The sequence below is a fragment of the Methylosinus sp. LW3 genome (genome assembly GCF_000527115.1).
In the GTDB taxonomy this organism is placed as follows: domain Bacteria; phylum Pseudomonadota; class Alphaproteobacteria; order Rhizobiales; family Beijerinckiaceae; genus Methylosinus.
Genome location: NZ_AZUO01000001.1, coordinates 3,331,813 through 3,355,705 on the forward strand (window position 1 = coordinate 3,331,813; position 23,893 = coordinate 3,355,705).

A 23,893-nucleotide genomic window follows, 5' to 3' on the forward strand; every position below is an offset into this window, starting at 1 on the left:
GCGGGAGAAGGATTCGCGCGGCTTGGTCGCCCCTATATCCCCGCGCCGTCGCCGAGCGTCTCCTCGGCCGCGGTCGAGAAAATCCGCACATTGTTCAACGACAGCGGCACGCTGCTGCCGAGCGTCGTTCCGGCCCGATCAACCGTGTCGACCTCGACCGTCTGGTCATAGCCGGGGATGGAGATCGACGCGCGCAAGCCCGCAGCCGTGCGGCGCACCGCCTCGACCCGGCCCTCGAGCGCGCCGATCTGGCCGCCATGCAGAGCGATGTCGGCAGGACGGAAATAGACGCGCGCCGGTCCATTGCGCAGATTTTCCGAGGAGACGTGCAGCTCCTTGCCTTGGAAGATCACTTTGCCGTCGGCGACCTGCACCGGCAGCGCCAGCGCCTCGCCGACGAAGGAGAGCACGAAGGGCGAGGCCGGCCGATCATAGAGCTCGTCCGGCGTGCCGATCTGCTCGATGCGGCCCTTGTCCAGCACGACCACGCGATCGGCGAGCTCCATCGCCTCGTCCTGGTCATGCGTCACAAAGACCGTGGTGAGGCCGGTCTGCCGATGCACCTCGCGCAGCCAGCGGCGCAGATCCTTGCGCACGCGCGCGTCCAGAGCGCCGAAAGGCTCGTCGAGCAGCAGAACGCGCGGCTCGATGGCGAGGGCGCGCGCGAGCGCCACGCGCTGCCGCTGTCCGCCGGAGAGCTGCGCCGGATAGCGCGCGCCGAGCCCGTCGAGCTGCACGAATTCGAGCAGCTCGGCTGCGCGCGCGGCGATCTCGGCGCGGGAGGGACGCGAGCGGCGCGGGCGAACCTTCAGCCCATAGGCGATATTATCGGCGACGGTCAGATGCTTGAACAGCGCGTAATTCTGGAACACGAAGCCGACGCGCCGCTCCTGCACCGACAAAGTGGTGGCGTCCTCGGAATCGAAGAGAATGCGGCCGCGATCGGGATTGGAGAGGCCGGCGATGGCGCGCAGCAGCGTCGTCTTGCCGGAGCCCGAGGGTCCCAGCAGCGCGACGAGCTCGCCCGGCGCGATCGTCAGATTGACGTCGCGCAAAGCGGGATAGTCGCCGAAATCCTTCTCGACGCGCTCGATCCGGATCTCCACGCCATGCGGGCGCGGCGTCTCCTCAGTGACGGCGCCGACCGGCGATTTGGCCGGCGTAGCGCCATTCGAGGAGCGTCTTGAATCCAAGAGTGACGAGAGCCAGCCCAGCCAGGAGGGAGGCGAGGGCGAACGCCGAGACGATGTTATACTCATTGTAGAGGATCTCCACCTGGAGAGGTATCGTGTTGGTCAGGCCACGAATATGGCCGGAGACGACCGAGACCGCGCCGAACTCGCCCATGGCGCGGGCGTTGGCGAGGAGCACGCCATAGAGCAGGCCCCATTTGATGTTGGGCAATGTCACCGTGAGAAAAGTGCGGAAGCCGCTCGCCCCGAGCGTCAGCGCCGCCTCCTCCTCCACCGTTCCCTGCTCCTGCATCAGCGGGATCAGCTCCCGCGCGACGAAGGGGAAGGTGACGAAGATCGTCGCGAGAACAATGCCGGGGATGGCGAAGACGACCTGAATTCCATAGGCCGCGAATGTGGGGCCGAGCAGCCCCTGCGAGCCGAAGACCAGCACATAGACGAGGCCGGACACCACCGGGGAGACGGAGAAGGGCAGATCGATGAGCGTGATGAGCACGCTCTTGCCCGGAAAGGAGAATTTGGAGATCGCCCAGGCCGCGCAAACGCCGAAGAGCGCATTGAGCGGCACGACGATCGCCGCGACGATGAGCGTGAGGCGGATCGCCGCGCGCGCGTCCGGCTCCTCGAAAGTGGCGAAGAACGCCCCGGCCCCCTTGGCGCAAGCCTCGGTGAAGACGACCGCGAGCGGAAGCAGCAGGAAGAGGCCGAGAAAGGCCACGGCGACGCCGATCAGCACATTGCGCGTGAGCGGCGTCTCCTCCGTCACGCTGCGCGGCGCCGCGACCGCAATGACCGGCGCGAGCGCCGCAGATGGGATCGCCTCAGACATGACCGAACCTCTTCTGGCTCCAGGCCTGGATCAGATTGATCGCCAGCAGCACGGAAAAGGAGATGGCGAGCATGATGGTCGCAATGCCCGTCGCGCCGGCATAGTCGAACTGCTCGAGCTTGACGATGATCAGCAAGGGCGCGATTTCCGAGATATAGGCGAGATTGCCGGCGATGAAGATCACCGAGCCATATTCGCCGACGCTCCGCGCAAAAGCCAGAGCGAAACCTGTGAGCAGCGCCGGCAGGATCGGCGGCAGCAGCACGCGCCATACCGTCTGCGCGCGGCTCGCGCCGAGCGTCGCCGACGCCTCCTCGAGCTCCGCGTCGATTTCGGCGAGCAGCGGCTGCACCGTGCGCACGACGAAGGGCAGGCCGACGAACACCAGAGCGACCAGAATGCCCCAACGCGTGTAAGCGATCTTTATGTCGTAATCGGCGAGCGGCTCGCCGAGCCAGCCATTGGGCGCGTAGAGCGCCGCGAGCGCGATGCCGGCGACGGCTGTGGGCAGAGCGAAGGGCAGATCGACGATGGCGTCGAGAAAACGCCGGCCCGGAAACTCATAGCGCGTCAGCACCCAGGCGGTGATGAGGCCAAAAACGACATCGATCGCCGCCGCCGCGAAGGAGATGAAAAAGCTGGTGCGCAGCGCCGCGGCGACGCGCGGCTCCACCGCTATTCCATAGAGGCCGGAAAGTCCGAGCGAGGAGGCGCGGAAAATCAGCAGCGACAGAGGAAACAGGACGACCAGGCTCAGATAAAAGATGGTGAAGCCGAAGGTCGCCCGGAATCCCGGGATGACGCTCGGAGCCGTGAAGCTCCGAGCCTTCTTGTTCGCAACGGGCGCAGCGGCGCTCATGAGAATTCCTTGGGCCTTTACTGCTTCTGAATATCGTCGAAGACGCCGCCATCGGCGAAATGCGTCTTCTGCGCTTTCGTCCAACCGCCGAAGACTTGATCGACGGTGAAGAGCTCGAGCTTGGGAAGGCGCTTCAGATCATCCTTGGCCGCGAATTCGGGATGCGCGGGACGATAGTAATTCTTGGCGATGATCGCCTGCGCGGCCGGCGTGTAGAGGAAGTTCACATAGGCCTCGGCGGCCTTGCGCGTGCCCTTCGCGTCGACATTGCCATCGACGACCGCGACCGGGGGCTCGGCGAGGATCGATGTGGTGGGAACGATGATCTCGAATTTATCCTTGCCGAACTCCTCGAAGGCGAGGAAGGCCTCGTTCTCCCAGGCGATCAGCACATCGCCGAGACCACGCTGAGCGAAGGTGATCGTCGAGCCGCGCGCGCCCGTGTCGAGCACCGGGGCGTTCTTATAAATCGCCTTGACGAATTCCTTGGTCTTCGCCTCGTCGCCGCCGAATTTTTTGAGCGCATAGCCCCAAGCGCCGAGATAGTTCCAGCGCGCGCCGCCGGAGGTCTTCGGATTGGGGGTGACGACGGCGACGCCGGGCTTGGCCAGATCGTCCCAATTCTTGATCTTCTTCGGATTGCCCTTGCGCACCAGAAAGACGATCGTCGACGTGTAGGGCGAGGCGTTGTTCGGCAGCTTCTTCTGCCAATCCGGCGCGATTTTGCCGCTCTTGTTCACGATCGCGTCTATGTCGGCGGCGAGCGCGAGAGTCACGACATCGGCCGCGAGGCCGTCGATCACCGCGCGCGCCTGCGCGCCCGAACCGGCATGAGAGGCCTGAAGCTCGATCGTCTCGCCGGTCTTCGCCTTCCAATCGGCGGCGAAGGCGGGATTGATCGCCTTATAGAGCTCACGTGTCGGATCATAGGAGACATTGAGCAGCGAACTCGCCGCCTGCGCCGTCGCATCGACGAAAGTCGACAGGCTCGCGGCGAGCGCGACGACCGCGCCAAAGCGGCGCCGCGAGATTGAAACGCTCCTCATACCGGTCTCCTTCTATGGTCTATAAATTCACTCATGTAATGGACTAATATATTTTAATGAGGCTGTAAACCGTGTCTCCGACGCGCAGAACGCCGAATTCATACTTTTTCAGCAGGAGATGAGCGCGTCGCGCCGAGTCGATCAGCGCCGGGAGCCCGCAGGCTTCGACCGGCTGGAGACGAACAGAAACGCGGCGAGCAAGCCGGCGGCGGCGATCAGATAATAGGGGCTGATGTCGAAGCGCCGCTTGCCCACGGAAAAGGGAAAGCGCGCTGTCCAATGCTCGCCGGCCGCGCCGTCGATGGTGACGACGCCGATGAAATCGCCCGGCTGGGTGAAGACATGGGCGAAAGAAAATGTCCCTTTTGGATAGATCTGCGGAGGCAGCGAGGCGACGGTCGCCGCCTCCATGCTCGACGCATCCTCGCTGTCGTCGCTCTGCAGCAAAATGCGAAAGCCGGCCTTCATCTCGCGAAGCTCGGGGGCCGCATAGTCGAAGACGAAGATCGTCTCTCCCGATTGGGGAGCATCCTCGCAGAATTTTTTCTGCTGCGCCGCGCCGGGCTGGTAGCCCGCAAAATAGATGAGCTCGGGACCGATCTTCAGCACGCAGCTGTCTTTGTCGGGAAGGAGATCGCCGCGCGCCAGCGCCGAATGAGCGGCGCTCATCGCAACGAGAGCGGCCGGCAAGAGCAATTGCGCGATACGACGACGCGACATGCGCTTTCCCCCGATGAGCGCAGAGCTTCAGACTGCAATTAATCCGCTATCGCACGCGCTGCAAGACGCTGCGCGAAGAAGAAAACGTCAATGCGCAAAAAGAAACCGGCCGGGCGCGAGGCCCGGCCGGCGATATTTTCAGCCTTCAGAGAGTTCGATCAGGGCATGTCGCCGGCGACGAACTTCGGAATGACCGGGCCGCCGATTTCGGTGGCGTAGCGCTTGCCCGACGGGCCGAAGAAGAACAGCAGACCGCCGATCTGGCTGTCCGTGTCATAGGCGAGGTCGGAGAGACGCTCGATGTCCCAACGCGCGTCCTGCACCTTGATCTCGATCGTCTTCGTCTCACCCGGCGCGATCGGCGTCGGATCCGTCGACAGACCACGGTCCGCCAGCAGATAGTCGGGGAACTCCGGCTTCGTCGTGAACACGTCGGGGTTCAGGAAGCGGAGACCCGCCGCCGTATACTCGCCGAGCTTCAGCGGCTCATCCGTCTTGTTCGTGATCTTCACCTGAACCGTCAGCTCGCGGCCCGGCACCTTGTAGACGCCGCCCTTGAGATCCGCCGTCACGATCTTCGTGCCGACGCCCACAGTGCCTTCCTCGGTGATCGGCGTCAGCGGCTTCTGCAAGCCGGCCTGAAGCGGGATCGTGCGCGGGAAGGTGCTGTTGGTGACAGCGTAGCCGATGATCGTCGCCAGGATCGTCACCGCCAGAACGATAGCGCCGACGCGACGGTCGTCGTCACCGATCTGCTCGTCTTCCTTGCCTTCGCTGACGCGCAGGTAGGAGGCGATGATGCCCTTCTTGAAGAACCAGTAGAGGATCCAGGCCGCAGCCGCGATCATCCACGGGAAGTGCCAAGCATAGATGCGGTCGATGCCGTAGGTCTCGAGGTCCACGGTCGTGCCGTCCAGCAGCGTGACCGGGTCCTTGAAGTCGGCCATGTCGCCCTTGATCTCGATCCACTGGCCGGGTCCGATGATCGGGCCGCCGCCTTCGACGTTGATCTGCGCATGAACGTGCCAACGGCCCGCGCGGCGCGCCTTCAGGTCGATCTGGAACGCATAGTCCTTGCCGACCTCGAGCGACACAGAGCGCGGAGCGAACTGCTCGCCGATGAACTGAGCCGTGCGAACCAGAACCGGACCCGGCTCGCCGGCGTTCAGGAACGACGACTTCGGGTTCGCGACGGCCTGCGGCCAAGCCGAGAACACGTGCACCTTGCCCGAAAGCACCATCGACTCGTTGACGTTCAGCGAGGTCTTCGACCACTTCACGTCATACCAGTTCAGCGTGCGCATGCGCAGGAACGCCTGCTGCGACTTCTCGCCGTGCGCCGACGCCGGAGCGACGGAGCCCATCGTCGCGGCGACCGCAGCCGCCATGCCCAGGCCGAAGAGCCGAGCGACGCGTCCCGTCGCCAGCACGGCCATTCTCTCCAACAGTTTCATGGAACAACCTCCCAAGTTTCTCTTCGCGGACCGGCCCGTCGGGCCGGATGTCCGCTGTCGTCCTTGCCGGAGCGGCTCGCTCCCGGGCTCTCTTGCAGGAGCCCTTCGCAGCCGCCCCTCCTCGCTTTGAGCGATCGCTCGATCCGTCCAGCCTTACGGCCGATCAGATCTTGGTGATCACCTTCGTGGTGGAGTACCACTTACCGACGAACCACCACAGGAAGTAGACGAGCATCGACACGAAGCCCGAGAAGAACGCGGCCACCGGCACGACGTCCTTACCGAAGGTGCGCAGCGTGCCGCGCTCGACCATGCGGATGTATTCCGGCATCGAGGTGCGGACGAAGTGGAGGCCGATCAGATCAGCCAGGGACATCAGCTGACCATGCTGCTCGGTCGCCTGATGGAAGGCGGCGATCGCCGGCCAGTTGTTCGGGTAGAACAGCAGACCCCAGCCCAGGGCGCCGACCACAGCCGTGATCACATAGGAGCCCGACAGCAGCAGGATGATGTCCAGCCACAGGGCCGGAACGACCAGAGCCGACGGGAACACCAGGCTGATCGGGAAGTAGGTCCAGCCCCAGAAGTTCACATAGCGGTTGATCCACTCGCCGATGAGCAGACCCAGAACCGCGAAGGTCGCGCCGAACGGGAGACGGAAGTTCTCCCACAGGAACGCCTGAGCGGCGGCCGCGAAGGTCACGCCCAGGATCGGGATGACGGTCGGCCACATACGACGGTCTTTCCAGTCGACCCAGAAGTCCCAGTCGCCAGCCGTCAGCATGAAGTGAATATGATAGCCGCCCAGCACTGCCAGAAACAGCAGCGTCAGAATCAGCCAATCGGAGGTCTTAACGCATCCCGCCGCTTCCGCGACAGAATGGAAAGGCCCGATTGCCCCCCCGCTCTTCGATGTAGACATCACTCTTCTCCTTGGTGTCTGTCCGCCCGGCGTCTTCGCGCCGGCGTCTCGAGACCTGCCTCCGGCTCTCTCGCGCCGGATTGTCCTTTGGAATTCGCCCCGCCGATCTCCCGCCGATCCCTCTCCGAAACCCCGTCCGAACCGCCGCCGCGCGGCCGTCCGGACGAAGCCTCGTTCCGGGAGCATTCGGAAAAATTCGCCGGAGGCGGCCGTCCGCGACACTGCGCGGGCGGCCGATATTCAGGCCGCTATCAGCCGATCAGCGCCGCAACGCCGTCCTTGCCGAGCAGGCGCTTCACGCCAGCCAGGATCTGCAGGACGACGCCGAACACGCCCAGAGCCATCCAGCCGAAGAACACGAAGCCCCAATGCAGCGGAGCGACGAACAGCTCTTCCATGAACCAGAAGGTGTGGCCCCACTCGTTCAGGCCGACGTTCGGGATGATCATGAACGGACCGATGGCCACGATCAGGAACGCCAGCGAATAGCCGTGCGCGAAGAACGGAATGCGGGTCTTGGCGTAGAAGAACGAGCCCACGCCCATGATCGAGTAGATCGGGTAGCTGAGATAGAACTCGATGATGTGCGACGGGGTGAAGTCCGTGTCGCGAATCACGGTCATGTGCCAGGTGCCGTCCTGCTCCGTGAAGAAGCTGGCGCCCCAGTAGATGGCCACCGAGTAGACCGTCAGCCACTGCAGCAGCACGACGTGACGACGAAGCTCCTCACGCGGAGAAACCGCGTCGACATTGCGGTCGCGGGTCTTCCACAGATAGCCGGCGAGGCCGAGACCGGCGACGAGCTCCAGCGGAATCTCCGTCCACAGCATCGTCAGCCAATACGTCTGGAACTCCGGAGCGAACGAGTCGAGACCCGCGCGCCAGCCGAAGATCTGCTCATAGATACGGATGAACAGGTAGAAAATGTTGAGGACGGCGATGCCGATCCACATGGTCTTCAGGTCCACGATGGCATCTGAGCCGGCGGCTGCGCCGGCCGATGTCTCTGTCGTTACGCTCATCTCAATTCCTCCTAAGTGCTCCCAGGGATTCTCGAAGCGTTTTCGCCGCGTCCCGCCTCCCTGCTCGGCACGCGCCTTCGTCTCCAACGGTTGATTGTCGTCGCTGCGGCCTCGTGCTCGACGAGCCGCTGTCCCGACCTCCCGCTCTCACCGCCCAGCGACCCCTCTCAAAAGGACCCGCCGACGGCATTTTTCTTCTTTGCTCGGAGACGAATTTTCTCGAAACCGCCGCGCGAAACGAAAGCCCCAGACCCCCCGGCGCCTCCCAGCGCCAAAACATCCAAAACGCCCTCGTTCGGCGAGCCGCAACCATTTCCGTTCCGCCTCGTAATGACAATATCCAATGGGGTAGTATATGGCAATCTATTGAGGGGTATCGAAAACGTTTTTGGGCAGGACATGCCTTGCCTGAACGGACGATATACCCACCCTTAAGCACATTGATAGATTTCTTCTATCAATCATTATATATAGGTAAATCAACAATTTATGTTTTTAATTCGGACCTGTAGCGGAGCCCTGCCCAGACGGATGACATCACTACCCTATAGAACTGTGGCGTCATGGCTCATCGGGCGTCGGTGGACTTTTCCTCCCAAATTCCGATCCCCTCCGCCGCCGCTTCGGCGGCCGCGCGCGCGATGGAGGCGCCGTCGAGCGTCAGGTCGGGGCCGATCTCCGCCAGTGGCTTCAGCACAAAAGCACGGGAAAACAGCTCCTTATGCGGCAAGGTGAGCTCAGGATCATCCATCGTATGATCGCCGAGAAAGAGAATATCGACGTCGATCAGCCGCGGCCCCCAGCGGCGAGTAGGCGTGCGGCCCATATCGGCCTCTATCGTCTTGACCGCGGCGAGCAGCTCATAGGGCGACAGACGGGTCCAGCCGAGCGCGCAGGCGTTGGCGAAATCGCCCTGATCGAGATCGCCCCAAGGGGGCGTCCGATAGATGCGCGAGACAGCGTCGAGGCGCGCGATCCCACGCTCCCCGACCAGCGCGACCGCGCGCCGAATATTGGCGGGCTTGTCCCCGAGATTGCTGCCGAAGCCAAAGCCGACCCGCGTCTCAGCCGTCGTCATATGCGTCCTTTTCCCTGTGTCAGAGTGTCGAGCACGGCGAAGGCCGCCCGGTGCTCGGCGGCGTCGTGGACGCGGAAAATCCGCGCGCCCTCCAGCGCCGCGATCAGATTCGCCGCCACTGTGGCGATGAGGCGCGCATCCACCTCGGCGCCGAGCAACGCGCCGAACAAGCGTTTTCTCGACACGCCGATGAGCACCGGCCGCCCGAATCGCATGAGCTGCGGCACGCCGCGCAGCGCTGCGAAATCCTGCTCGCGCGTCTTGCCGAAGCCGACGCCCGGATCGAGAATCACGCGCGATTCCGGCACGCCGGCGGCGGCGGCGATCTCCAGCGAACGCTCGAAAAAGCCGAGCATGTCCGAGACGATGTCGATATCGGGCGCGACCTCGGCGCGATTATGCATGACGACGACGCCGGCGCCGGCCTCCGCGATTGCCGGAGCCATATCGGGGTCGCGCTGCAGGCCCCAGATATCATTGATGATCGTCACGCCGGCCGCGAGCGCCCGGCGCGCCGTCTGCGCCTTATAGGTGTCGATGGAGACCGGAACGCCGCATTGCGCGACCAGCGTCTCGAGCAGCGGCGCGAGGCGCGTCCACTCTTCGTCGGCGGTCAGCGGCGTATGGCCTGGGCGGGTCGATTCGGCGCCGACATCGACAATGTCCGCGCCGTCGGCGGCGAGCTTTTGCGCCTGCGCCAGCGCGGCCTGCGGCGCGAAGAAGCGGCCGCCGTCGGAAAAGGAATCGGGCGTCACATTGACGATGCCCATGATGACCGGCCGCGCCGCGACGAGCGAAAAGAATCGCTCGCGCGACGATTCAATCGTCGTCGTCACTCTGGTCTCCGGGGATGAGCCTGTCAGTCGTATTTGATATAGGCGAAGCGCTGGTCGGTCTCGGGCGTGCCCTCGAGCGCGCCGCCCTCCTTGCCGGGACGCCAGGACACGACGTCCTCGATCTTGTGCGCCAGCTCGAAATCCTTGTCGGTCACGCCCTTGGCCGTATGGGTCATCAGCTTCAACTCGACCCATGCGTAGGAGGCGGCTATGTCGGGATGGTGCCAGGCGGCCTCGGCCAGATGGCCGACCGTGTTGACGACCATCAGCGTGCCCTTCCAGCCGTGGGTCTTGAACTTGCGGCGAATCCAGCCGTTCTCGAGCCGCCAATGCGGCAGCTCGGCGGCGAGGCGGGCTGTTATCTCTTCTGGCGAATATGCGCGCTCCTCGGCGGCCATGGCGTCCCCCTCTCTCGCTCGTTCGTTCTCGCGCGTCCGCCCGGACGAGCTCCTGTTCACCGGACGAGCTCTCGTTCACTGCACGAGCTCTTGTTCACTGCACAAGCTCTTGCCTTCGCACGCGCGGCGCCTTACTCGGCCTAGTCGAATGCGCGCGAGCCCCGTCGACAACGGCGTGAAACCGCGCCGGGAAGCGAGATATAGCGGATATTCCGCATAAAGTCCGAAAATGAGGCTCCATGCCGATCAGCGTGAGCGTCGTCGCCGCGGCGAGATTGCATCTCGGCTTCTTGGACATGAATGGCGCGCTCGGCCGCAAATTCGGCGGGCTCGGCCTCTCCATAGACGCGCCGGCGACGCGGTTGACGCTGCAGCCGGCTGAAAAGATGGAGGCTTCCGGCCCGGACGCCGAACGCGCGCTCGCTCTGCTCGAAAAGGCGACCGCCGCGCTCGCGCCGGGCAAGCGCTATCGGCTCGACATTGGAGAGGCGATCCCGCCGCATTCGGGCCTCGGCTCGGGCACGCAGCTGGCGCTGGCCATAGCCGCCGCGCTGCGTCGCCTCGAAGCCATGCCTCAGAATGTGGAGGCGGACGCCGCTCTGCTGCAACGCGGCGCGCGCTCCGGGCTCGGGGCGGGGCTGTTCACGCGTGGGGGGCTCGTGGTCGACGGCGGCCGCGGCGCCGATACGATGACCCCGCCGGTGGTCTCGCGCCTCGCTTTTCCGGAAGATTGGCGCATTCTCCTCGTCTCGGACCCGGCCTCGATCGGCCTGCATGGCGCCGAGGAGCGCAAGGCCTTCGCCGAGCTGCCGCCCTTCTCGGAGGAGGATGCGGGGAAATTGTGCCGGCTGGTGCTGATGCAGGCGCTACCGGCGGCGGCGGAGGCGGATTTCTCGGGCTTCGGCGCGGCGATCACCGCCATTCAGGCGATCGTCGGGGATTATTTCGCGCCAGCGCAGGGCGGGCGGCGCTTCACCAGCGCGGCGGTCGAAGCTCTGCTCGCACGGCTGGCGCAAGGCGGCGCGACCGGCCTCGGCCAGACCTCCTGGGGGCCGACCGGCTTCGCCTTCGCGCGCGGCGAAGCGGAAGCGCGTCGCCTCGAGGCTCTGGCGCGCGGCGCGGCGGAGGCGAGCGGATTGACGCTCGCCGTCGTCGCGGGCTCCGATCGGGGCGCGCGCATAGACGCGGTCTAGAGCGTTATCCGATCCAATTGGATCGGATAACGCTCTCATTTCTCTATCGGGAGCGAATTCTGATCGATCGAACGATTCCGTTCGATCGGAAAGCGCTCTATGCGAAGATCGCCTGACCTCACGAACGGCCGAGAACCAGCTCCAGCAGCCCTTTCATATCCGGTGCGACCACATCCGGCACGACGCCGAGCTTTTCCGCCGGCAGGCCGAAGCGGTTGACCCAAATGGTCGGATAGCCGAAGGCCTTGGCGCCATAGGCGTCCCAGCTGCCGAAAGCGGCGAAGAGAATCTCCTCCTTAGCGAGATGCAGCCGCTCCATTCCCAGCGCATAGGCCTTGGGATCGGGCTTATAGGTCGCATTGACCTCGGTGCTCAGCAATTCGTCGAAATAGAAGGTGAGGCCGGCGCGCTCCGCATTGGCCGACAGCATCTTTCCACTGAAATTCGCGATTGTGACGACGCGCACGCCGGCGGCCTTCAGCCGGCGCAGCGCATCCAGAGTATCGGGCCAGGGGGTGAGCGTCAGATAGGCGTTCATGAGACGCTCGCGGGTCGCCGGCGGCAGATCGAGCTTCATCGCCTGGGCGGCATAGGCGAGCGCGTCGCCCGTCACCTCGAAAAAATCCGCATGGCGGCCGGTGATCGAGCGCAGGAAGCAATATTCGAACTGCTTGGCGCGCCAGAGCTTGGTGAATTCCATGCCTTTGCCCGGATAGGCGGCCTCGACCGCGGGAACCACCGAATTGGCGTCGAAGAGCACGAAATAGTCGAAAGCCACCGCTTTGAAGCGCGGCGCCGGCGCCGTCTCGGCGCGCGCGAGCCCGGAAACGACCAGGCAGAAGAGCGAGAGCAGAAGGAATCTGTGCAATTTCATGAAGCTTTCTCCACCGCGCCGCGCCCATGCGGCGCATGAGTGACGTTCGCGAATCGCATGTCTCGCGTTTCGTCCCACGCAGAAAAAAGTCGCGCGCCCCCGGCGAGATCGCAAGATCGGCCGAGCGCGCCGCCGAGGCGAATGCTCAGATGAGAGCGCCACGGAGGATGGAATGGGGAAAACGGCGCTCGAGAATTATCAGGCCCGGATGCGGCGCGTGCTGGATCATATCGACCGGCATCTCGACGAAGATCTCAGCCTCGATGTTCTCAGTGACGTGGCGGCTTTCTCGAAGCATCACTTCCACCGGCAGTTCGGCGCGACTTTCGGCGTCTCGGCGCATCGCTATGTCCAGCTCGCCCGCATGAAGCGGGCATCCTATCGGCTGGCCTTTCACGCGGACGACAATGTGACGGCGATCGCTCTCGACTCTGGATATGAGGCGCCTGACGGCTTCGCCCGCGCCTTTCGGGAATGCGTCGGGCAAACGCCATCGGCCTTCCGCAAATCGCCCGACTGGGAGCAGTGGCTCGCGGCCTTGGAGCCGCTCGATCGAGCCCGGAGCGCGAATATGACCTACTCCCCCGCTGATGTGACCGTGAGAGACTTTCCCCCGACGCCGGTCGCCATTCTGACCCATAGGGGCGATCCCGCGCGCGTCTATGAGAGCGTGCGGCGTTTCATCGAATGGCGCCGGTCGGTGGGCCTCTCCCGCGATATCGCGGCGACCTTCACCATTTTTCCTTGCGATCCGCGCATCACGGCGCCGGAGGCGTTCCGCATCGATCTCTGCGCGGCGAGCGATCGGCCGATCGCCGCCAATGCGGCGGGCGTGACATCCGGGCTGATACCGGGCGGCCGCTGCGCCGTGTTGCGCGTCATCGGCTCCAGCGAAAATCTGGAGCGGCCGGCGCTCTTCCTCTATCGCGACTGGCTGCCGGCGAGCGGCGAGGAGCCGCGCGACTTTCCCCTGTTCTGCCAGAGAATCGGCTTCTATCCGGATGTCCCGGAGCATGAGACGATCACCGATCTCTTTCTGCCGATCCGATGAATGCGCCCCACATGAGACGCCGTCATCGCACGGACAAGAAGTTTCGGGTAGAAAGCCGTACGCCGAAGCGCGCGGCCGGGCGGCCCGGGGACTGCGCGTAATCGAAAATGACGGCCGCCGGAACCAGCTCATATGAAGAAAACCGCCGCGATCCTTTCGGTTCTCGCTCTGCTCTGCGCGCCCGCAGCCGCGCGCGAGGGCTTTGTGACGCCCGAGCAGAGCCATCCGCTCGAAATTCTCGCGACCCCGCCCGCACCGCATTCGCCGAAGAGCGACGCCGAGCTCGCCGAGCTGCATCGCATCGAGAATGCGCGCACCGCGGAGCAGGCCGCGCGCGCCAAAGCGGACGACGAGAATCAGACCATCTTCCTCTATCACACGGTCTTCGGCGAGAAATTCACCAAGGAGAATCTGCCGGCGGTCGAAGCTCTCGGCGCACGGCTGAAGGCCGACGAATCCGCCAATACGGGCGCCGCCAAGGACGCCTTCCATCGCATCCGGCCTTATAATGTCGACAAGACGCTGCATCCCGTCTGCAAGACCAAGACGAAGGACGATTCCTATCCGAGCGGCCATACGACCGTCGGTTATCTCATGGGCCTGGCGCTGATCGACATCGCGCCCGAGCGTCGCGACGAAATCCTCGCGCGGGCGGATGATTACGGCCACAATCGGCTCGTCTGCGGCGTGCATTTCCCCAGCGACGTCGCTGCGGCGCGGCTCGTCGCCTATGCGGTGCATGCGATCATGGAGCTCGACCCCGCCTATCGCAAGGACATAGAAGCCGCGCGGACGGAGCTGCGCAATGCCCTGGGTCTCGCCCGCGCCAACTGACCGTCAAAAAAATCGTGGACGCGAAGCTCTGCGCTTCGCGTCCTTGGCAATCTCAGTAATTATAATAGGCGACGCAGACGCGATTGCCGTAATAGTCCCAGCCCCAGCGGGCGCATTGCTGCGGCGGGGCAGTCGCCGCGCCGACGACGGCGCCGGTCGCCGCACCGATCGCCGCCCCTGCGAGCGTGCCGCCCGCGCGGCCGCCGGAGGCCGCGGCGCCGATCGCCGCTCCGCCCGCGCCGCCGATGAGGGCGCCGCCAGCGGCGCGCTCGCCGGGCGTATTGCAGCCTGCGAGCGACGCGGCCATGGCCAGCGCCGCCGCCGTCACGAAAATCTTCTTCATGGAGTATCCTTCCCTCCGTATGAGCCCATGCGAGGCGCCCGGCGGCCGCGATTTCGTCTATGCGACGCGGGATCGCTGCGGCCGAGCCCGAGACAACTTTCCGAAACCGGCGAAAAGATGACCTCTACCAAAGCAACGCCCTATAAATCCCACGCTTTCGACGCAGATGACAGAGGAGAATTTCTCCTCCCACGCGCTCTGGGCTTGCTCGCGCTCGGCGCGCTGTTCTTCTGCGGGCCGGCGCGCGCCGAGGACTCCTATCGCTGGCTGCAGGCCGCCGCCGATGGATGGGAGGCGCGCGCCATAACGCAGAGCGACGCCTGCCCCGCCGCCGAGATCGACGGCCGCGCCATCGCCATGACGCCGCGCGCGCGGCCGGGAGAAGACTTTCCGATCACGGTCTGCGCCGTGAGGGTTCCGAAAGGAACACGAAGCCTCACAATCGCCGGCGCGCCGCTGCGCCCTCCGCCGGAGCGCATCGACAAGGCCCTGGTCCTCGGCGATACCGGTTGCCGACTCAAAGGCATATTCGTGCAGGATTGCAATTCTGCGGAAGCCTGGCCCTTCCGCCGAGTCGCCGAGACCGCTGCAAAATTTGCCCCGGACATCGTGATCCATGTCGGCGATTATCATTATCGCGAGACCGCGTGCCTCCCCGGCATGGCGCGCTGCGCCGGCTCGCCTCATGGCGACAATTGGGAGGCCTGGAAGGCGGATTTCTTCGAGCCTGGCGACGCTCTGCTGCGCGCCGCCCCTTTGGCGCTCGTGCGCGGCAATCACGAAATCTGCAAGCGCGCCGGCCGAGGCTGGACGCGGACGCTCTCGCCACTGCCGCTGAGCGAGAATCCCCAATGCGTCGAGCGCGAGCAGGCCTATCGCGTCGATATCGCCGATCCGACGCTCTACATTCTCGACACGACCGAAGCGGAAGAGCGCACTGTGGTCATCGAGCAGGCAGCTTTTCTACGCAGCCAGCTCACTGTCGCCAAGGACGCGCCCGGCCCGGTCTGGTATGCGTTCCACAAGCCGATCTTCTCGCTGTTTCGATCGCGGATCGGCGAAACGATCGGCATCAATGAAACGCTGGCCGCCGCCGCCCATGACAATATTCCGGCGAGCGTGCAGGCCATCCTGTCGGGCCATCTCCACGCTTTCGAAGCTCTGAGCTTTCGGGAGGACCGGCCGGCGCAATTCATTGTCGGCGTCGGCGGCACCGCCATGGACCCGCGCATACCGACCAATTTCGATGGAGCGACGATCGGCGAGGCTACGGTCGCGCAAGGCCGCGGCGTCGCCGCCACCTTCGGCTTCGCGACATTCGAACGCGGCGACGGCGAATGGATCGTCACCAATTACGACGCCGAAGCGACGCCGCGTCTGCGCTGCCATTTGCGGGGACGCCAGCTCGATTGCGAGTGAAGAAGTCCCGCGCTCTCCTTTGTCCTCGCGGCAAGCGCGAAGACAAAAGGCGAGCGCTTTGGGTTCAGTGCTCCAACGCCTGCTCGATCGCCGCGCTGACGGCGTCGACCGGCTCCATGCCGTCGACCTGCTTCAGCTCGCCCTTGCCGGAATAATAATCCGACACTGGCGCAGTTTGCGTGCGATAAGCGTCCAGCCGCGTCTTGAACGCTTCTGGATTGTCGTCGGCGCGCACCTCGCCGCCGCGGGCGCGCGTCTCATCGACGCGATTCTGCATGCGCGCGAGCAGCGCATTCTCATCGACGCTGAGCTCTATGACCGCATCGAGCTTCAGCCCCTCGCGGTCCAGCAGCTGATCGAGCGCCTGAGCCTGCGCCACCGTGCGCGGGAAACCATCGAGAATGAAGCCGTTGGCGGCGTCCTTCTCCTTGATGCGCTGGCCAATGATGCCGACGACGACAGCGTCGGGCACCAGCGCGCCGCGATCCATGATCTCCTTGGCCTCGAGGCCGATCGGCGTCCTCGCCTCGACGGCGGCGCGCAGCATGTCGCCGGTCGAGAGCTGCGGGATCGAATATTTCGCGACGAGCCGAGCCGATTGCGTGCCCTTGCCCGCGCCCGGCGGTCCGAGCAGCACCAGCCTCATTTGCGTCGCCCGCGAAGTTTCGTCTTGCGGATCAGGCCCTCATATTGATGAGCCTGGAGATGACCGTGGACCTGCGCCACCGTATCCATCGTCACGCTCACCACGATGAGCAGCGAGGTGCCGCCGAAATAAAACGGCAGATTGGCGTAGGAGATCAGCATTTCCGGCAGCAGGCAGATTACCGCGAGATAGGCGGCGCCGAGCACGGTGATGCGCATCAGCACATCGTCGATGAACTTCGCCGTGCGCTCACCCGGCCGAATGCCGGGGATGAAGCCGCCATGCTTCTTCAGATTATCGGCCGTCTCCGTCGGATTGAAGACGATGGCCGTGTAGAAGAAAGCGAAGAACACGATCAGCCCGACATAGGACAGCATATAGAGCGGCCGCCCATGCCCGAAATAGGCCGAGATGGTCGCAAAAATATTGTCCGTGCCCTGCGTCTGATAGAAATTCGCGATCGTCGTCGGCAGCAGCAGCAGCGACGAGGCGAAGATCGGCGGAATGACGCCCGAGGTGTTGAGCTTCAGCGGCAGGAAGGAGGTCTGGCCCTCATAGACACGATTGCCGTGCTGTCGCTTGGGATAGGTGATGAGCAATCGCCTCTGCGCTCGCTCCATATAGACGATGAAGGCGATGACGAAGAAGGACATGGCGATCACGCCGAGGATGACGCCAGTCGAGATCGCGCCCTGCTTGCCGAGCTCGAGAGTGCTGAGGATCGCCGCCGGAAAGGCCGCGACAATGCCCGCGAAAATAATCAGCGAGGAGCCATTGCCGATGCCGCGCGACGTGATCTGCTCGCCGAGCCACATCAGGAACATCGTGCCGCCGACGAGCGTGCAGACGGTCGTGAGGCGAAAGAACAGCCCTGGCTCTGTCACGACGCCTTGCTGTCCCTCGAGGCCGATCGCCATGCCATAGGCCTGGAAGGTCGCCAGAATGACGGTGAGATAGCGCGTATATTGGTTGAGGACCTTGCGGCCCTGCTCGCCTTCCTTCTTCACCTGCTCGAGCGACGGAATCACCGTCGTGAGAAGCTGAATGATGATGGAGGCGGAAATATAAGGCATGATGTTCAACGCGAAGATCGCGCTACGCTGAACCGCGCCGCCGGCGAACATGTTGAACAGCTCGAGCACGCCCTTCGACTGGCCGAAGAAGCTCTTGGCGAAGGCGTCCGGGTCGATGCCCGGCAGCGGCACATAAGTGCCGAGGCGATAGACGATCAGCGCGCCGAGCGTGAACCAGATGCGTTTCTTGAGCTCATCCGCTTTGCCGAAAGCGGAAAAATTGACGTTGGCCGCAAGCTGTTCGGCTGCCGATGCCATGGGCGAGGCTCCCTCGTCGCGCGCCGCGCGGTTTTCTTTTAGACGAGCGTCGAAGCGACGCAGCGCTGCCCGCCGCGACGCCGCGCTCTGTTTTCGGCCCAGCCCATTCGAGGGGCCGGACCCGGCGCATGTCTATCGCACGATGTCGGCGAAAAAAAAGTCTAGCCTCTTCTCGCCGGCTCGCACAGGCGACTCCGTATCACGACGGATGGGCGGATCGCCAGTTTTTTGGTCGATACGATTAACCTCGAGGCGGCGAAAAATGCGCCCCCTCGAGCTGACGCCCGGCCTACGCGTCGCGGGCCGGGCGGCGGCTTCAGGCCGAGGCGGGCTCTTCCGCGGCGACGAGCAGCTTGACCGAGCCGCCGGCGGCCTCGATAGCGGCCACTGCCGATTTCGAAGCGGCGGCGACCTCGAAGGCGAGCTTCGCCTCGAGCTTGCCATTGCCGAGGATCTTCACGCCGTCGCGCGGCTTGGAGACCACGCCGGCGGCGATCAGCGCGTCGATCGTCACCGGAGCGGCGGCGTCGAGCTTGCCGGCCTCCACCGCCTGCTGAATGCGGCCGAGATTGACCTCATTATAGTCGGTCGAGAAGGGATTGAAGAACCCGCGCTTGGGCAGGCGACGATGCAGCGGCATCTGGCCGCCTTCGAAGCCTTTCACAGCGACGCCGGTGCGGGCCTTCTGGCCCTTGACGCCGCGACCCGCGGTCTTGCCCTTGCCGGAGCCGATGCCGCGGCCCACGCGCATGCGATTCTTGCTGGAGCCGGGATTGTCGGAGAGATCGTTGAGCTTCACCATTGTCCCGCCCCTCACTTCTCGTCGACGATTTTGACGAGATGCGCGACTTTCGCGATCATCCCGCGCACAGCGGGCGTGTCCTCGAGCGTGCGACGCTTGCCGATGCGCGTGAGGCCGAGGCCGGTCAGCGTTCTATGCTGACGCTCGGGACGGCCGATGGCGCTGCCGGTCTGCTCGACGGTGATTTTCTTATCGCTCATCGCAAGCCCTCCCCTCAAGCGTCGACGGCTTCGGCTTCGGCGCCCTGACGGCGCGCCTGCAGCGCGGAGACCTTGAGAGAACGACGAGCGGCGACCGAACGCGGAGAATCTTCGCGCTCGAGCGCGTCGAACGTCGCGCGAATCATGTTGTAGGGATTCGAGGAGCCCTGGCTCTTGGCCACGACGTCGTGAACGCCCAGCGTCTCGAAAACGGCGCGCATCGGGCCGCCGGCGATGATGCCGGTGCCGGGAGGCGCGGCGCGCAGCACGACGCGGCCCGCGCCATGGCGGCCGTTGACGTCATGATGCAGCGTGCGGCCTTCGCGCAGCGGCACGCGGATGAGCGCGCGCTTGGCGGCTTCCGTCGCCTTGCGGATCGCTTCCGGCACTTCGCGCGCCTTGCCGTGGCCATAGCCGACGCGGCCCTTCTGGTCGCCGACGACGACGAGCGCCGCAAATCCGAAACGCCGACCGCCCTTCACCACTTTGGCGACGCGGTTGATGTGGACGAGACGGTCCACGAACTCATTGTCGCGGTCGTCCCGATCCCGGTCGCGGCCGCGGCCGCCTTCTGGTTCACGAGCCATTTTCTCTTCCGTCACTTACGCGGCAATAGCGCCGCTCGCTTGGGGTTTGCTTCCTCTCCCGCATACAGGAGAGGGGCTGCACGACGCAAGGTCGGCGAGAGCCTTTCGACCATCGCCTCGCTACGCCGCGCCAGCCCTCATTCGCCGCGCCGATGCGCGAAGTCTCCCCCCGCCAGCGGGAGGAGGCGCATCAGAACTGCAGGCCGCCCTCGCGAGCGCCCTCGGCCAGCGCCTGAACGCGGCCGTGATAGATATAGGCCCCGCGATCGAACACCACTTCCGTGATGCCCTTGGCGGCGGCGCGCTCGGCGAGCTGCTTGCCGACCAGATGCGCCGCTTCCTTGTTGGCGCCCGTCTTCAGCGTCTCGCGATTGGCCTTTTCGAGCGTCGAGGCGGAGACGATGGTCACGCCCTTCTCGTCGTCGATGATCTGCGCATAGATCTGCTCCGAAGAGCGGAACACCGACAGACGCGGGCGGCCATAGGCGCGCGCGCGAATGCTCCGACGGACCCGGGCCTTGCGCCGGGCGGCTGCATTTACGTCCTTTGCCATGGCTCGCGTCCTTACTTCTTCTTGCCTTCCTTACGGAAGATGAATTCGCCGGCGTATTTCACGCCCTTGCCCTTATAGGGCTCGGGGCCGCGCAACGCGCGGATCTCGGCGGCGACCTGACCGACCTGGCGCTTGTCCACGCCGGAGATGGTGATCTCCGTGGGCTTGGGCGTCACGATCGCTATGCCGGCCGGGATCGGATAGTTCACGTCATGCGAATAGCCGAGCGCGAGCTGCAGATTCTTGCCGGCGACCGCGGCGCGATAACCGACGCCGTTGATCTCGAGTTTCTTCTCGAAGCCGGCGGTGACGCCGACCACGAGATTGTTCACCTGAGCGCGCGACGTGCCCCACAGCGCGCGAGCGCGCTTGCTGTTGGAGCGTGGGTCGACCTTGATCGAATTGCCGTCCTGAGTCACCGCGACATCGTCGGGAACCCGGAACTGCAGCTCGCCCTTCGCGCCCTTCACCTGGACGAGCTGGCCGTCGACCTTGGCGGTCACGCCGGCCGGCACGATGACGGGCTTCTTGCCGATACGAGACATGGTTGAAGTCCTATCCCAATTCCTGCGAGCTTCGGTCAGAAGACCTTGGCAAGCACCTCGCCGCCGACATTGTTCTCGCGGGCCTTGTGATCGGCCATGACGCCTTTGGGCGTCGACACGATGGTGATGCCGAGGCCATTGGCCACGCGCGGCGTCTTATCGACGCCCGCATAGACCCGGCGGCCTGGACGCGAGACGCGCTCGATCGTCTTGATGACCGGCTCGCCGTCGAAATATTTCAGCTCGATCTCGAACTCGGTGCGGCCATTGCCGAAATCCGTGGTCGTGTAGCCGCGGATGTAGCCTTCTTCCTTCAGCACGTCGAGAACATGGCCGCGCAGGCGCGAGCCCGGCGTCTGGACCTTGTCCTTGCGGCGCATCTGCGCATTGCGGATACGGGTGAGCAGATCGCCCAACGGATCGCTGATCGACATTCGCTCTCTCCCTTACCAGCTGGACTTCACGAGACCGGGAATGAGGCCGCGCGAGCCGAGCTCACGCAGCGCCACGCGCGACAGCTTCAGCTTGCGATAGAAAGCGCGCGGACGTCCCGAAACCTCGCAGCGATTGCGAATGCGAATCGCCGCGGAATTGCGCGGCAGCTCGGCGAGCTTGAGACGCGCCTCGAACCGCTCCTCGGCGGTGAGCGCCTCGTCATTCGCCTTCGCCTTCAGCCGCTCGCGGCGGCCCGCATAGGCCTTGGCGAGCTTCGCCCTGCGCTTGTTGTTCTCGATCGAACTCTTCTTGGCCATTTTCTATGCCTTCGGTTTCCGCGTCTGAGACTTACCGTCTCACTGCCGGAACGGGAAATTGAACGCGCGCAGGAGCGCGCGCGCCTCGTCGTCCGTCTTCGCCGTCGTCACGACGATGACGTCCATGCCGAGGATCGACTCGGCCTTGTCATAGTCGATCTCGGGAAACACGATATGCTCCTTGATGCCGAGGGCGTAGGAGCCGCGTCCGTCGAAGGACTTGGGATTGAGGCCGCGGAAATCGCGAACGCGCGGCAGCGCGATCGTGATCAGACGGTCCAGAAATTCATACATGCGCGTCTTGCGCAGCGTGACCTTGGCGCCGATCGGCATATTCTCGCGCACCTTGAAGGTCGAGATCGCCTTGCGGGCGCGCGTCACCACCGGCTTCTGGCCCGCGATCAACGCGAGGTCGCCGGCGGCCGCCGTCACCTTCTTGCTGTCGTTGACCGCCTCGCCGACGCCCATGTTCAGCACGATCTTCTCGATCGCCGGCACCTCGAAAGCGTTCTTATAGCCGAACTCTTCCATGAGCTTGGCGCGAACCACTTCCTCATAGTGCTTTTTCAGCCGCACCTCATAGGCGCCCTCGGGGAGCGACTTCGGCCCAGCGGAACGTCGCTCGCCGCCTTCATGCGACGCAGACTCGGGAGCGGACTTCGCCTTGCCGGCCTTCTTGGCCTCGCCGTCCGCCTTCGGAGCCTTGGCGGCTTTCGGCTTCTTTTCCTCAGCCATCGATCTGTTCTCCGGAACGCTTGGCGATGCGGACCTTGCGGCCGTCATCGAGAGTCTTGAAACCGACGCGCGTCGGCTTGCCGTCCTTGGGATCGGCGATCGCGATGTTGGACAGGTCGAGCGCCGCCGCCTTGGTGACGATCCCCGCCTCCTGCTGGCGCGTCTGGCGCTGGTGGCGCTTGACGAGATTCACGCCTTCCACCACGGCGCGACCTTCCGTCGGCATCACCTGGATAACCTGACCCGTGCGGCCCTTGTCGCGACCGGCGAGAACGACGACCTTGTCGCCTTTCTTGATTTTCGCGGCCATTACAGCACCTCCGGCGCGAGCGAAATGATCTTCATATGGTTCTTGGCGCGCAGCTCGCGCGGCACGGGTCCGAAGATACGCGTGCCGATCGGCTCCTTCTGATTGTTGATCAGAACCGCAGCATTGGAATCGAAGCGGATCACCGAGCCGTCGGCGCGCTTGATGTCTTTGGCCGTGCGGACGACAACCGCCTTGAGCACGTCGCCTTTCTTCACGCGACCGCGCGGAATCGCCTCTTTGATCGAGACGACGATAATGTCGCCGACACCGGCGTATTTGCGCTTGGAGCCGCCCAGCACCTTGATGCACATGACGCGGCGGGCGCCAGAATTATCGGCGACATCGAGATTTGTCTGCATCTGTATCATGGCTTATCCCGCCTTTCGTCTCGGTCTGGTTTCGGTCCCCCGACTTCGTCCGAGAAAACCATTTCACACGTCTCGTCTTTTTGAAGGCCTCAGGCCTTGTCGGCGGCTTCGACCACTCGCCAGCGCTTCAGCCGCGAAATCGGAGCCGTCTCCTCGATCGTGACCTCGTCGCCGACCTTGAAGGTCTGCGCCTCGTCATGCGCATGATAATTTTTCGTGCGACGAACAGTCTTCTTGAACAGCGGATGGGTGAAGCGGCGCTCCACCTTCACCACCACGGTTTTGTTCTGCTTGTCGCTGACGACGACGCCCTGGAGAATTCGCTTCGGCATTGGCGCTCTCTCAACTCTGTTGTTCAGCGCGCTTCTGCGCGGCGATGGATTTGGCGCGGGCGATGTCGCGACGAACGACGCGCACGCGCGCAGTGTTCTCGAGCTGGCCAGTCGCCCGCTGGAAACGCAGATTGAACTGCTCTTTCTTCAGCTTCAGCACTTCCTCGTCCAGCTGATCGAAGGAGAGGCCGCGGAGGTCGGAGACGCGTTGCTTGTTCGTGCTCATTGTCGCAATCCTCACTCGGCGATGCGTTCGATGAAGCGCGTCTTGATCGGCAGCTTCGCGGCGGCGAGCGTCAGAGCCTCGCGCGCGAGCTCGCCGGAGACGCCGTCGACCTCGAACATGATGCGGCCCGGGGCGACACGCACGGCCCAGAGTTCCGGCGCGCCCTTGCCCTTACCCATGCGCACTTCGGTCGGCTTCTTGGAAACCGGCACGTCGGGGAAGATGCGGATCCACACGCGGCCAGCGCGCTTCATATGGCGCGTCATGGCGCGGCGGGCCGCCTCGATCTGGCGCGCAGTGATGCGCTCCGGCTCGAGAGCCTTGAGGCCGAACTGCCCGAAATTCAGGGAAAAGCCGCCCTTGGCGTTTCCGTGAATGCGGCCTTTGAAGGCCTTGCGGAACCTGGTGCGTTTGGGTTGCAACATGATGTCGAAC

General features: G+C 64.3%; 32 protein-coding genes. 4 read left to right on the top strand and 28 right to left on the bottom strand.

Going from position 1 to position 23,893, the window contains the following annotated elements; translation table 11 throughout:
* Positions 1–32: 32 nt before the first annotated feature.
* The 11 genes from METLW3_RS0116635 to METLW3_RS0116685 all read right to left on the bottom strand — a co-directional run bounded on the left by METLW3_RS0116635 (position 33) and on the right by METLW3_RS0116685 (position 10,357).
* Positions 33–1,106, bottom strand: coding sequence for a sulfate/molybdate ABC transporter ATP-binding protein (locus METLW3_RS0116635; RefSeq protein WP_024880984.1), 1,074 nt, complete (start codon positions 1,104–1,106; stop codon positions 33–35).
* Positions 1,107–1,128: 22 nt separating this feature from the next.
* Positions 1,129–2,022: a sulfate ABC transporter permease subunit CysW gene (gene cysW / locus METLW3_RS0116640; RefSeq protein ID WP_024880985.1), complete on the bottom strand. Its 894-nt coding sequence runs from the start codon at positions 2,020–2,022 to the stop codon at positions 1,129–1,131.
* Positions 2,015–2,881 (bottom strand): sulfate ABC transporter permease subunit CysT, encoded by an 867-nt coding sequence (gene cysT / locus METLW3_RS0116645; protein ID WP_024880986.1) that lies wholly within the window; start codon positions 2,879–2,881, stop codon positions 2,015–2,017. Before cysT ends, cysW begins: the two co-directional genes overlap by 8 nt.
* Positions 2,882–2,898: 17 nt before the next feature.
* Positions 2,899–3,927 (bottom strand): sulfate ABC transporter substrate-binding protein, encoded by a 1,029-nt coding sequence (locus METLW3_RS0116650; protein ID WP_024880987.1) that lies wholly within the window; start codon positions 3,925–3,927, stop codon positions 2,899–2,901.
* Positions 3,928–4,068: 141 nt separating this feature from the next.
* Positions 4,069–4,647, bottom strand: coding sequence for a hypothetical protein (locus METLW3_RS0116655; RefSeq protein WP_024880988.1), 579 nt, complete (start codon positions 4,645–4,647; stop codon positions 4,069–4,071).
* A 158-nt stretch (positions 4,648–4,805) separates the two neighbouring features.
* Positions 4,806–6,101 carry a bacterial ammonia monooxygenase, subunit AmoB gene (gene amoB / locus METLW3_RS0116660; RefSeq protein ID WP_024880170.1) on the bottom strand — a complete coding sequence of 432 codons (1,296 nt, stop codon included), beginning with the start codon at positions 6,099–6,101 and terminating at the stop codon, positions 4,806–4,808.
* Between the two features lie 163 nt (positions 6,102–6,264).
* Entirely contained in the window at positions 6,265–7,023 is a 759-nt protein-coding gene (gene amoA / locus METLW3_RS0116665) for a bacterial ammonia monooxygenase, subunit AmoA (RefSeq protein ID WP_018265152.1), read from the bottom strand.
* A 251-nt stretch (positions 7,024–7,274) separates the two neighbouring features.
* Positions 7,275–8,045, bottom strand: a complete 771-nt coding sequence (amoC, locus tag METLW3_RS0116670) for a bacterial ammonia monooxygenase, subunit AmoC (protein ID WP_024880171.1) — start codon at positions 8,043–8,045, stop codon at positions 7,275–7,277.
* Positions 8,046–8,613: 568 nt separating this feature from the next.
* Positions 8,614–9,123: a 2-amino-4-hydroxy-6-hydroxymethyldihydropteridine diphosphokinase gene (folK, locus tag METLW3_RS0116675; RefSeq protein ID WP_024880989.1), complete on the bottom strand. Its 510-nt coding sequence runs from the start codon at positions 9,121–9,123 to the stop codon at positions 8,614–8,616.
* Positions 9,120–9,893, bottom strand: coding sequence for a dihydropteroate synthase (gene folP / locus METLW3_RS0116680; protein ID WP_024880990.1), 774 nt, complete (start codon positions 9,891–9,893; stop codon positions 9,120–9,122). The genes folK and folP overlap by 4 nt, the downstream gene beginning before the upstream one ends.
* Positions 9,894–9,982: 89 nt before the next feature.
* On the bottom strand, positions 9,983–10,357 hold the full coding sequence (locus METLW3_RS0116685) for a 4a-hydroxytetrahydrobiopterin dehydratase (protein WP_024880991.1): 375 nt from the start codon (positions 10,355–10,357) through the stop codon (positions 9,983–9,985).
* A 239-nt stretch (positions 10,358–10,596) separates the two neighbouring features.
* Between METLW3_RS0116685 and METLW3_RS0116690 the strand changes: the two genes are divergently transcribed.
* On the top strand, positions 10,597–11,550 hold the full coding sequence (locus METLW3_RS0116690; RefSeq protein WP_024880992.1) for a beta-ribofuranosylaminobenzene 5'-phosphate synthase family protein: 954 nt from the start codon (positions 10,597–10,599) through the stop codon (positions 11,548–11,550).
* Positions 11,551–11,668: 118 nt separating this feature from the next.
* On the opposite strand, the gene METLW3_RS0116700 is transcribed toward METLW3_RS0116690, so the two are convergent.
* Positions 11,669–12,424, bottom strand: coding sequence for a haloacid dehalogenase type II (locus METLW3_RS0116700; RefSeq protein ID WP_024880993.1), 756 nt, complete (start codon positions 12,422–12,424; stop codon positions 11,669–11,671).
* A 172-nt stretch (positions 12,425–12,596) separates the two neighbouring features.
* On the opposite strand from METLW3_RS0116700, the gene METLW3_RS0116705 reads away from it, so the two are divergent.
* Together METLW3_RS0116705 and METLW3_RS0116710 are read left to right on the top strand one after the other, a co-directional pair.
* The gene (locus METLW3_RS0116705) at positions 12,597–13,475 is read left to right on the top strand and encodes an AraC family transcriptional regulator (protein WP_024880994.1); all 879 of its coding nucleotides are present in this window, start codon (positions 12,597–12,599) and stop codon (positions 13,473–13,475) included.
* Between the two features lie 132 nt (positions 13,476–13,607).
* Complete coding sequence (locus METLW3_RS0116710; RefSeq protein WP_024880995.1) at positions 13,608–14,309, top strand: phosphatase PAP2 family protein; 702 nt, start codon at positions 13,608–13,610, stop codon at positions 14,307–14,309.
* Between the two features lie 52 nt (positions 14,310–14,361).
* Here the strand turns inward: METLW3_RS0116710 and METLW3_RS0116715 are convergent, their stop codons facing one another.
* Positions 14,362–14,652, bottom strand: coding sequence for a hypothetical protein (locus tag METLW3_RS0116715; RefSeq protein WP_024880996.1), 291 nt, complete (start codon positions 14,650–14,652; stop codon positions 14,362–14,364).
* A 117-nt stretch (positions 14,653–14,769) separates the two neighbouring features.
* Between METLW3_RS0116715 and METLW3_RS0116720 the strand changes: the two genes are divergently transcribed.
* Entirely contained in the window at positions 14,770–16,071 is a 1,302-nt protein-coding gene (locus tag METLW3_RS0116720) for a metallophosphoesterase (RefSeq protein WP_024880997.1), read from the top strand.
* A gap of 64 nt (positions 16,072–16,135) precedes the next feature.
* Here METLW3_RS0116720 and METLW3_RS0116725 read toward each other — a convergent pair whose 3' ends face one another.
* The 15 genes from METLW3_RS0116725 to rplP form a co-directional block, all read right to left on the bottom strand.
* On the bottom strand, positions 16,136–16,717 hold the full coding sequence (locus METLW3_RS0116725; RefSeq protein WP_024880998.1) for an adenylate kinase: 582 nt from the start codon (positions 16,715–16,717) through the stop codon (positions 16,136–16,138).
* The gene (gene secY / locus METLW3_RS0116730; RefSeq protein WP_024880999.1) at positions 16,714–18,048 is read right to left on the bottom strand and encodes a preprotein translocase subunit SecY; all 1,335 of its coding nucleotides are present in this window, start codon (positions 18,046–18,048) and stop codon (positions 16,714–16,716) included. Before secY ends, METLW3_RS0116725 begins: the two co-directional genes overlap by 4 nt.
* 316 nt (positions 18,049–18,364) lie before the next feature.
* Positions 18,365–18,847, bottom strand: a complete 483-nt coding sequence (gene rplO / locus METLW3_RS0116735; protein WP_024881000.1) for a 50S ribosomal protein L15 — start codon at positions 18,845–18,847, stop codon at positions 18,365–18,367.
* A gap of 14 nt (positions 18,848–18,861) precedes the next feature.
* Positions 18,862–19,050 carry a 50S ribosomal protein L30 gene (gene rpmD / locus METLW3_RS0116740; protein WP_018266622.1) on the bottom strand — a complete coding sequence of 63 codons (189 nt, stop codon included), beginning with the start codon at positions 19,048–19,050 and terminating at the stop codon, positions 18,862–18,864.
* Positions 19,051–19,064: 14 nt separating this feature from the next.
* Positions 19,065–19,637, bottom strand: a complete 573-nt coding sequence (rpsE, locus tag METLW3_RS0116745; protein ID WP_018266623.1) for a 30S ribosomal protein S5 — start codon at positions 19,635–19,637, stop codon at positions 19,065–19,067.
* A 190-nt stretch (positions 19,638–19,827) separates the two neighbouring features.
* Positions 19,828–20,190 carry a 50S ribosomal protein L18 gene (gene rplR, locus METLW3_RS0116750; protein WP_024881001.1) on the bottom strand — a complete coding sequence of 121 codons (363 nt, stop codon included), beginning with the start codon at positions 20,188–20,190 and terminating at the stop codon, positions 19,828–19,830.
* 11 nt (positions 20,191–20,201) lie between these two features.
* Positions 20,202–20,735, bottom strand: a complete 534-nt coding sequence (gene rplF / locus METLW3_RS0116755; RefSeq protein ID WP_024881002.1) for a 50S ribosomal protein L6 — start codon at positions 20,733–20,735, stop codon at positions 20,202–20,204.
* A 35-nt stretch (positions 20,736–20,770) separates the two neighbouring features.
* The gene (gene rpsH, locus METLW3_RS0116760; RefSeq protein ID WP_018266626.1) at positions 20,771–21,169 is read right to left on the bottom strand and encodes a 30S ribosomal protein S8; all 399 of its coding nucleotides are present in this window, start codon (positions 21,167–21,169) and stop codon (positions 20,771–20,773) included.
* Between the two features lie 12 nt (positions 21,170–21,181).
* Entirely contained in the window at positions 21,182–21,487 is a 306-nt protein-coding gene (rpsN, locus tag METLW3_RS0116765; protein ID WP_018266627.1) for a 30S ribosomal protein S14, read from the bottom strand.
* Between the two features lie 39 nt (positions 21,488–21,526).
* Entirely contained in the window at positions 21,527–22,222 is a 696-nt protein-coding gene (rplE, locus tag METLW3_RS25785) for a 50S ribosomal protein L5 (protein WP_036291174.1), read from the bottom strand.
* Entirely contained in the window at positions 22,215–22,532 is a 318-nt protein-coding gene (gene rplX / locus METLW3_RS0116775) for a 50S ribosomal protein L24 (RefSeq protein WP_024881004.1), read from the bottom strand. Before rplX ends, rplE begins: the two co-directional genes overlap by 8 nt.
* Positions 22,532–22,900 carry a 50S ribosomal protein L14 gene (gene rplN / locus METLW3_RS0116780; RefSeq protein WP_018266630.1) on the bottom strand — a complete coding sequence of 123 codons (369 nt, stop codon included), beginning with the start codon at positions 22,898–22,900 and terminating at the stop codon, positions 22,532–22,534. Before rplN ends, rplX begins: the two co-directional genes overlap by 1 nt.
* A gap of 89 nt (positions 22,901–22,989) precedes the next feature.
* Entirely contained in the window at positions 22,990–23,232 is a 243-nt protein-coding gene (gene rpsQ / locus METLW3_RS0116785; RefSeq protein ID WP_018266631.1) for a 30S ribosomal protein S17, read from the bottom strand.
* Between the two features lie 10 nt (positions 23,233–23,242).
* Positions 23,243–23,458: a 50S ribosomal protein L29 gene (gene rpmC / locus METLW3_RS0116790; protein WP_024881005.1), complete on the bottom strand. Its 216-nt coding sequence runs from the start codon at positions 23,456–23,458 to the stop codon at positions 23,243–23,245.
* An 11-nt stretch (positions 23,459–23,469) separates the two neighbouring features.
* Positions 23,470–23,883 (bottom strand): 50S ribosomal protein L16, encoded by a 414-nt coding sequence (gene rplP, locus METLW3_RS0116795; protein ID WP_018266633.1) that lies wholly within the window; start codon positions 23,881–23,883, stop codon positions 23,470–23,472.
* Positions 23,884–23,893: the final 10 nt, after the last annotated feature.

Coding starts and splice junctions, on each gene's coding strand:
- cysW (WP_024880985.1), bottom strand. CDS start 2,022: ATGTCTGAGGCGATCCCATCTGCGGCGCTCGCGCCGGTCATTGCGGTC.
- cysT (WP_024880986.1), bottom strand. CDS start 2,881: ATGAGCGCCGCTGCGCCCGTTGCGAACAAGAAGGCTCGGAGCTTCACG.
- METLW3_RS0116650 (WP_024880987.1), bottom strand. CDS start 3,927: ATGAGGAGCGTTTCAATCTCGCGGCGCCGCTTTGGCGCGGTCGTCGCG.
- METLW3_RS0116655 (WP_024880988.1), bottom strand. CDS start 4,647: ATGTCGCGTCGTCGTATCGCGCAATTGCTCTTGCCGGCCGCTCTCGTT.
- amoB (WP_024880170.1), bottom strand. CDS start 6,101: ATGAAACTGTTGGAGAGAATGGCCGTGCTGGCGACGGGACGCGTCGCT.
- amoA (WP_018265152.1), bottom strand. CDS start 7,023: ATGTCTACATCGAAGAGCGGGGGGGCAATCGGGCCTTTCCATTCTGTC.
- amoC (WP_024880171.1), bottom strand. CDS start 8,045: ATGAGCGTAACGACAGAGACATCGGCCGGCGCAGCCGCCGGCTCAGAT.
- folK (WP_024880989.1), bottom strand. CDS start 9,123: ATGACGACGGCTGAGACGCGGGTCGGCTTTGGCTTCGGCAGCAATCTC.
- folP (WP_024880990.1), bottom strand. CDS start 9,893: ATGGGCATCGTCAATGTGACGCCCGATTCCTTTTCCGACGGCGGCCGC.
- METLW3_RS0116685 (WP_024880991.1), bottom strand. CDS start 10,357: ATGGCCGCCGAGGAGCGCGCATATTCGCCAGAAGAGATAACAGCCCGC.
- METLW3_RS0116690 (WP_024880992.1), top strand. CDS start 10,597: ATGCCGATCAGCGTGAGCGTCGTCGCCGCGGCGAGATTGCATCTCGGC.
- METLW3_RS0116700 (WP_024880993.1), bottom strand. CDS start 12,424: ATGAAATTGCACAGATTCCTTCTGCTCTCGCTCTTCTGCCTGGTCGTT.
- METLW3_RS0116705 (WP_024880994.1), top strand. CDS start 12,597: ATGGGGAAAACGGCGCTCGAGAATTATCAGGCCCGGATGCGGCGCGTG.
- METLW3_RS0116710 (WP_024880995.1), top strand. CDS start 13,608: ATGAAGAAAACCGCCGCGATCCTTTCGGTTCTCGCTCTGCTCTGCGCG.
- METLW3_RS0116715 (WP_024880996.1), bottom strand. CDS start 14,652: ATGAAGAAGATTTTCGTGACGGCGGCGGCGCTGGCCATGGCCGCGTCG.
- METLW3_RS0116720 (WP_024880997.1), top strand. CDS start 14,770: ATGACCTCTACCAAAGCAACGCCCTATAAATCCCACGCTTTCGACGCA.
- METLW3_RS0116725 (WP_024880998.1), bottom strand. CDS start 16,717: ATGAGGCTGGTGCTGCTCGGACCGCCGGGCGCGGGCAAGGGCACGCAA.
- secY (WP_024880999.1), bottom strand. CDS start 18,048: ATGGCATCGGCAGCCGAACAGCTTGCGGCCAACGTCAATTTTTCCGCT.
- rpmD (WP_018266622.1), bottom strand. CDS start 19,050: ATGAGCGATAAGAAAATCACCGTCGAGCAGACCGGCAGCGCCATCGGC.
- rpsE (WP_018266623.1), bottom strand. CDS start 19,637: ATGGCTCGTGAACCAGAAGGCGGCCGCGGCCGCGACCGGGATCGGGAC.
- rplR (WP_024881001.1), bottom strand. CDS start 20,190: ATGGCAAAGGACGTAAATGCAGCCGCCCGGCGCAAGGCCCGGGTCCGT.
- rplF (WP_024881002.1), bottom strand. CDS start 20,735: ATGTCTCGTATCGGCAAGAAGCCCGTCATCGTGCCGGCCGGCGTGACC.
- rpsH (WP_018266626.1), bottom strand. CDS start 21,169: ATGTCGATCAGCGATCCGTTGGGCGATCTGCTCACCCGTATCCGCAAT.
- rpsN (WP_018266627.1), bottom strand. CDS start 21,487: ATGGCCAAGAAGAGTTCGATCGAGAACAACAAGCGCAGGGCGAAGCTC.
- rplE (WP_036291174.1), bottom strand. CDS start 22,222: ATGGCTGAGGAAAAGAAGCCGAAAGCCGCCAAGGCTCCGAAGGCGGAC.
- rplX (WP_024881004.1), bottom strand. CDS start 22,532: ATGGCCGCGAAAATCAAGAAAGGCGACAAGGTCGTCGTTCTCGCCGGT.
- rplN (WP_018266630.1), bottom strand. CDS start 22,900: ATGATACAGATGCAGACAAATCTCGATGTCGCCGATAATTCTGGCGCC.
- rpsQ (WP_018266631.1), bottom strand. CDS start 23,232: ATGCCGAAGCGAATTCTCCAGGGCGTCGTCGTCAGCGACAAGCAGAAC.
- rpmC (WP_024881005.1), bottom strand. CDS start 23,458: ATGAGCACGAACAAGCAACGCGTCTCCGACCTCCGCGGCCTCTCCTTC.
- rplP (WP_018266633.1), bottom strand. CDS start 23,883: ATGTTGCAACCCAAACGCACCAGGTTCCGCAAGGCCTTCAAAGGCCGC.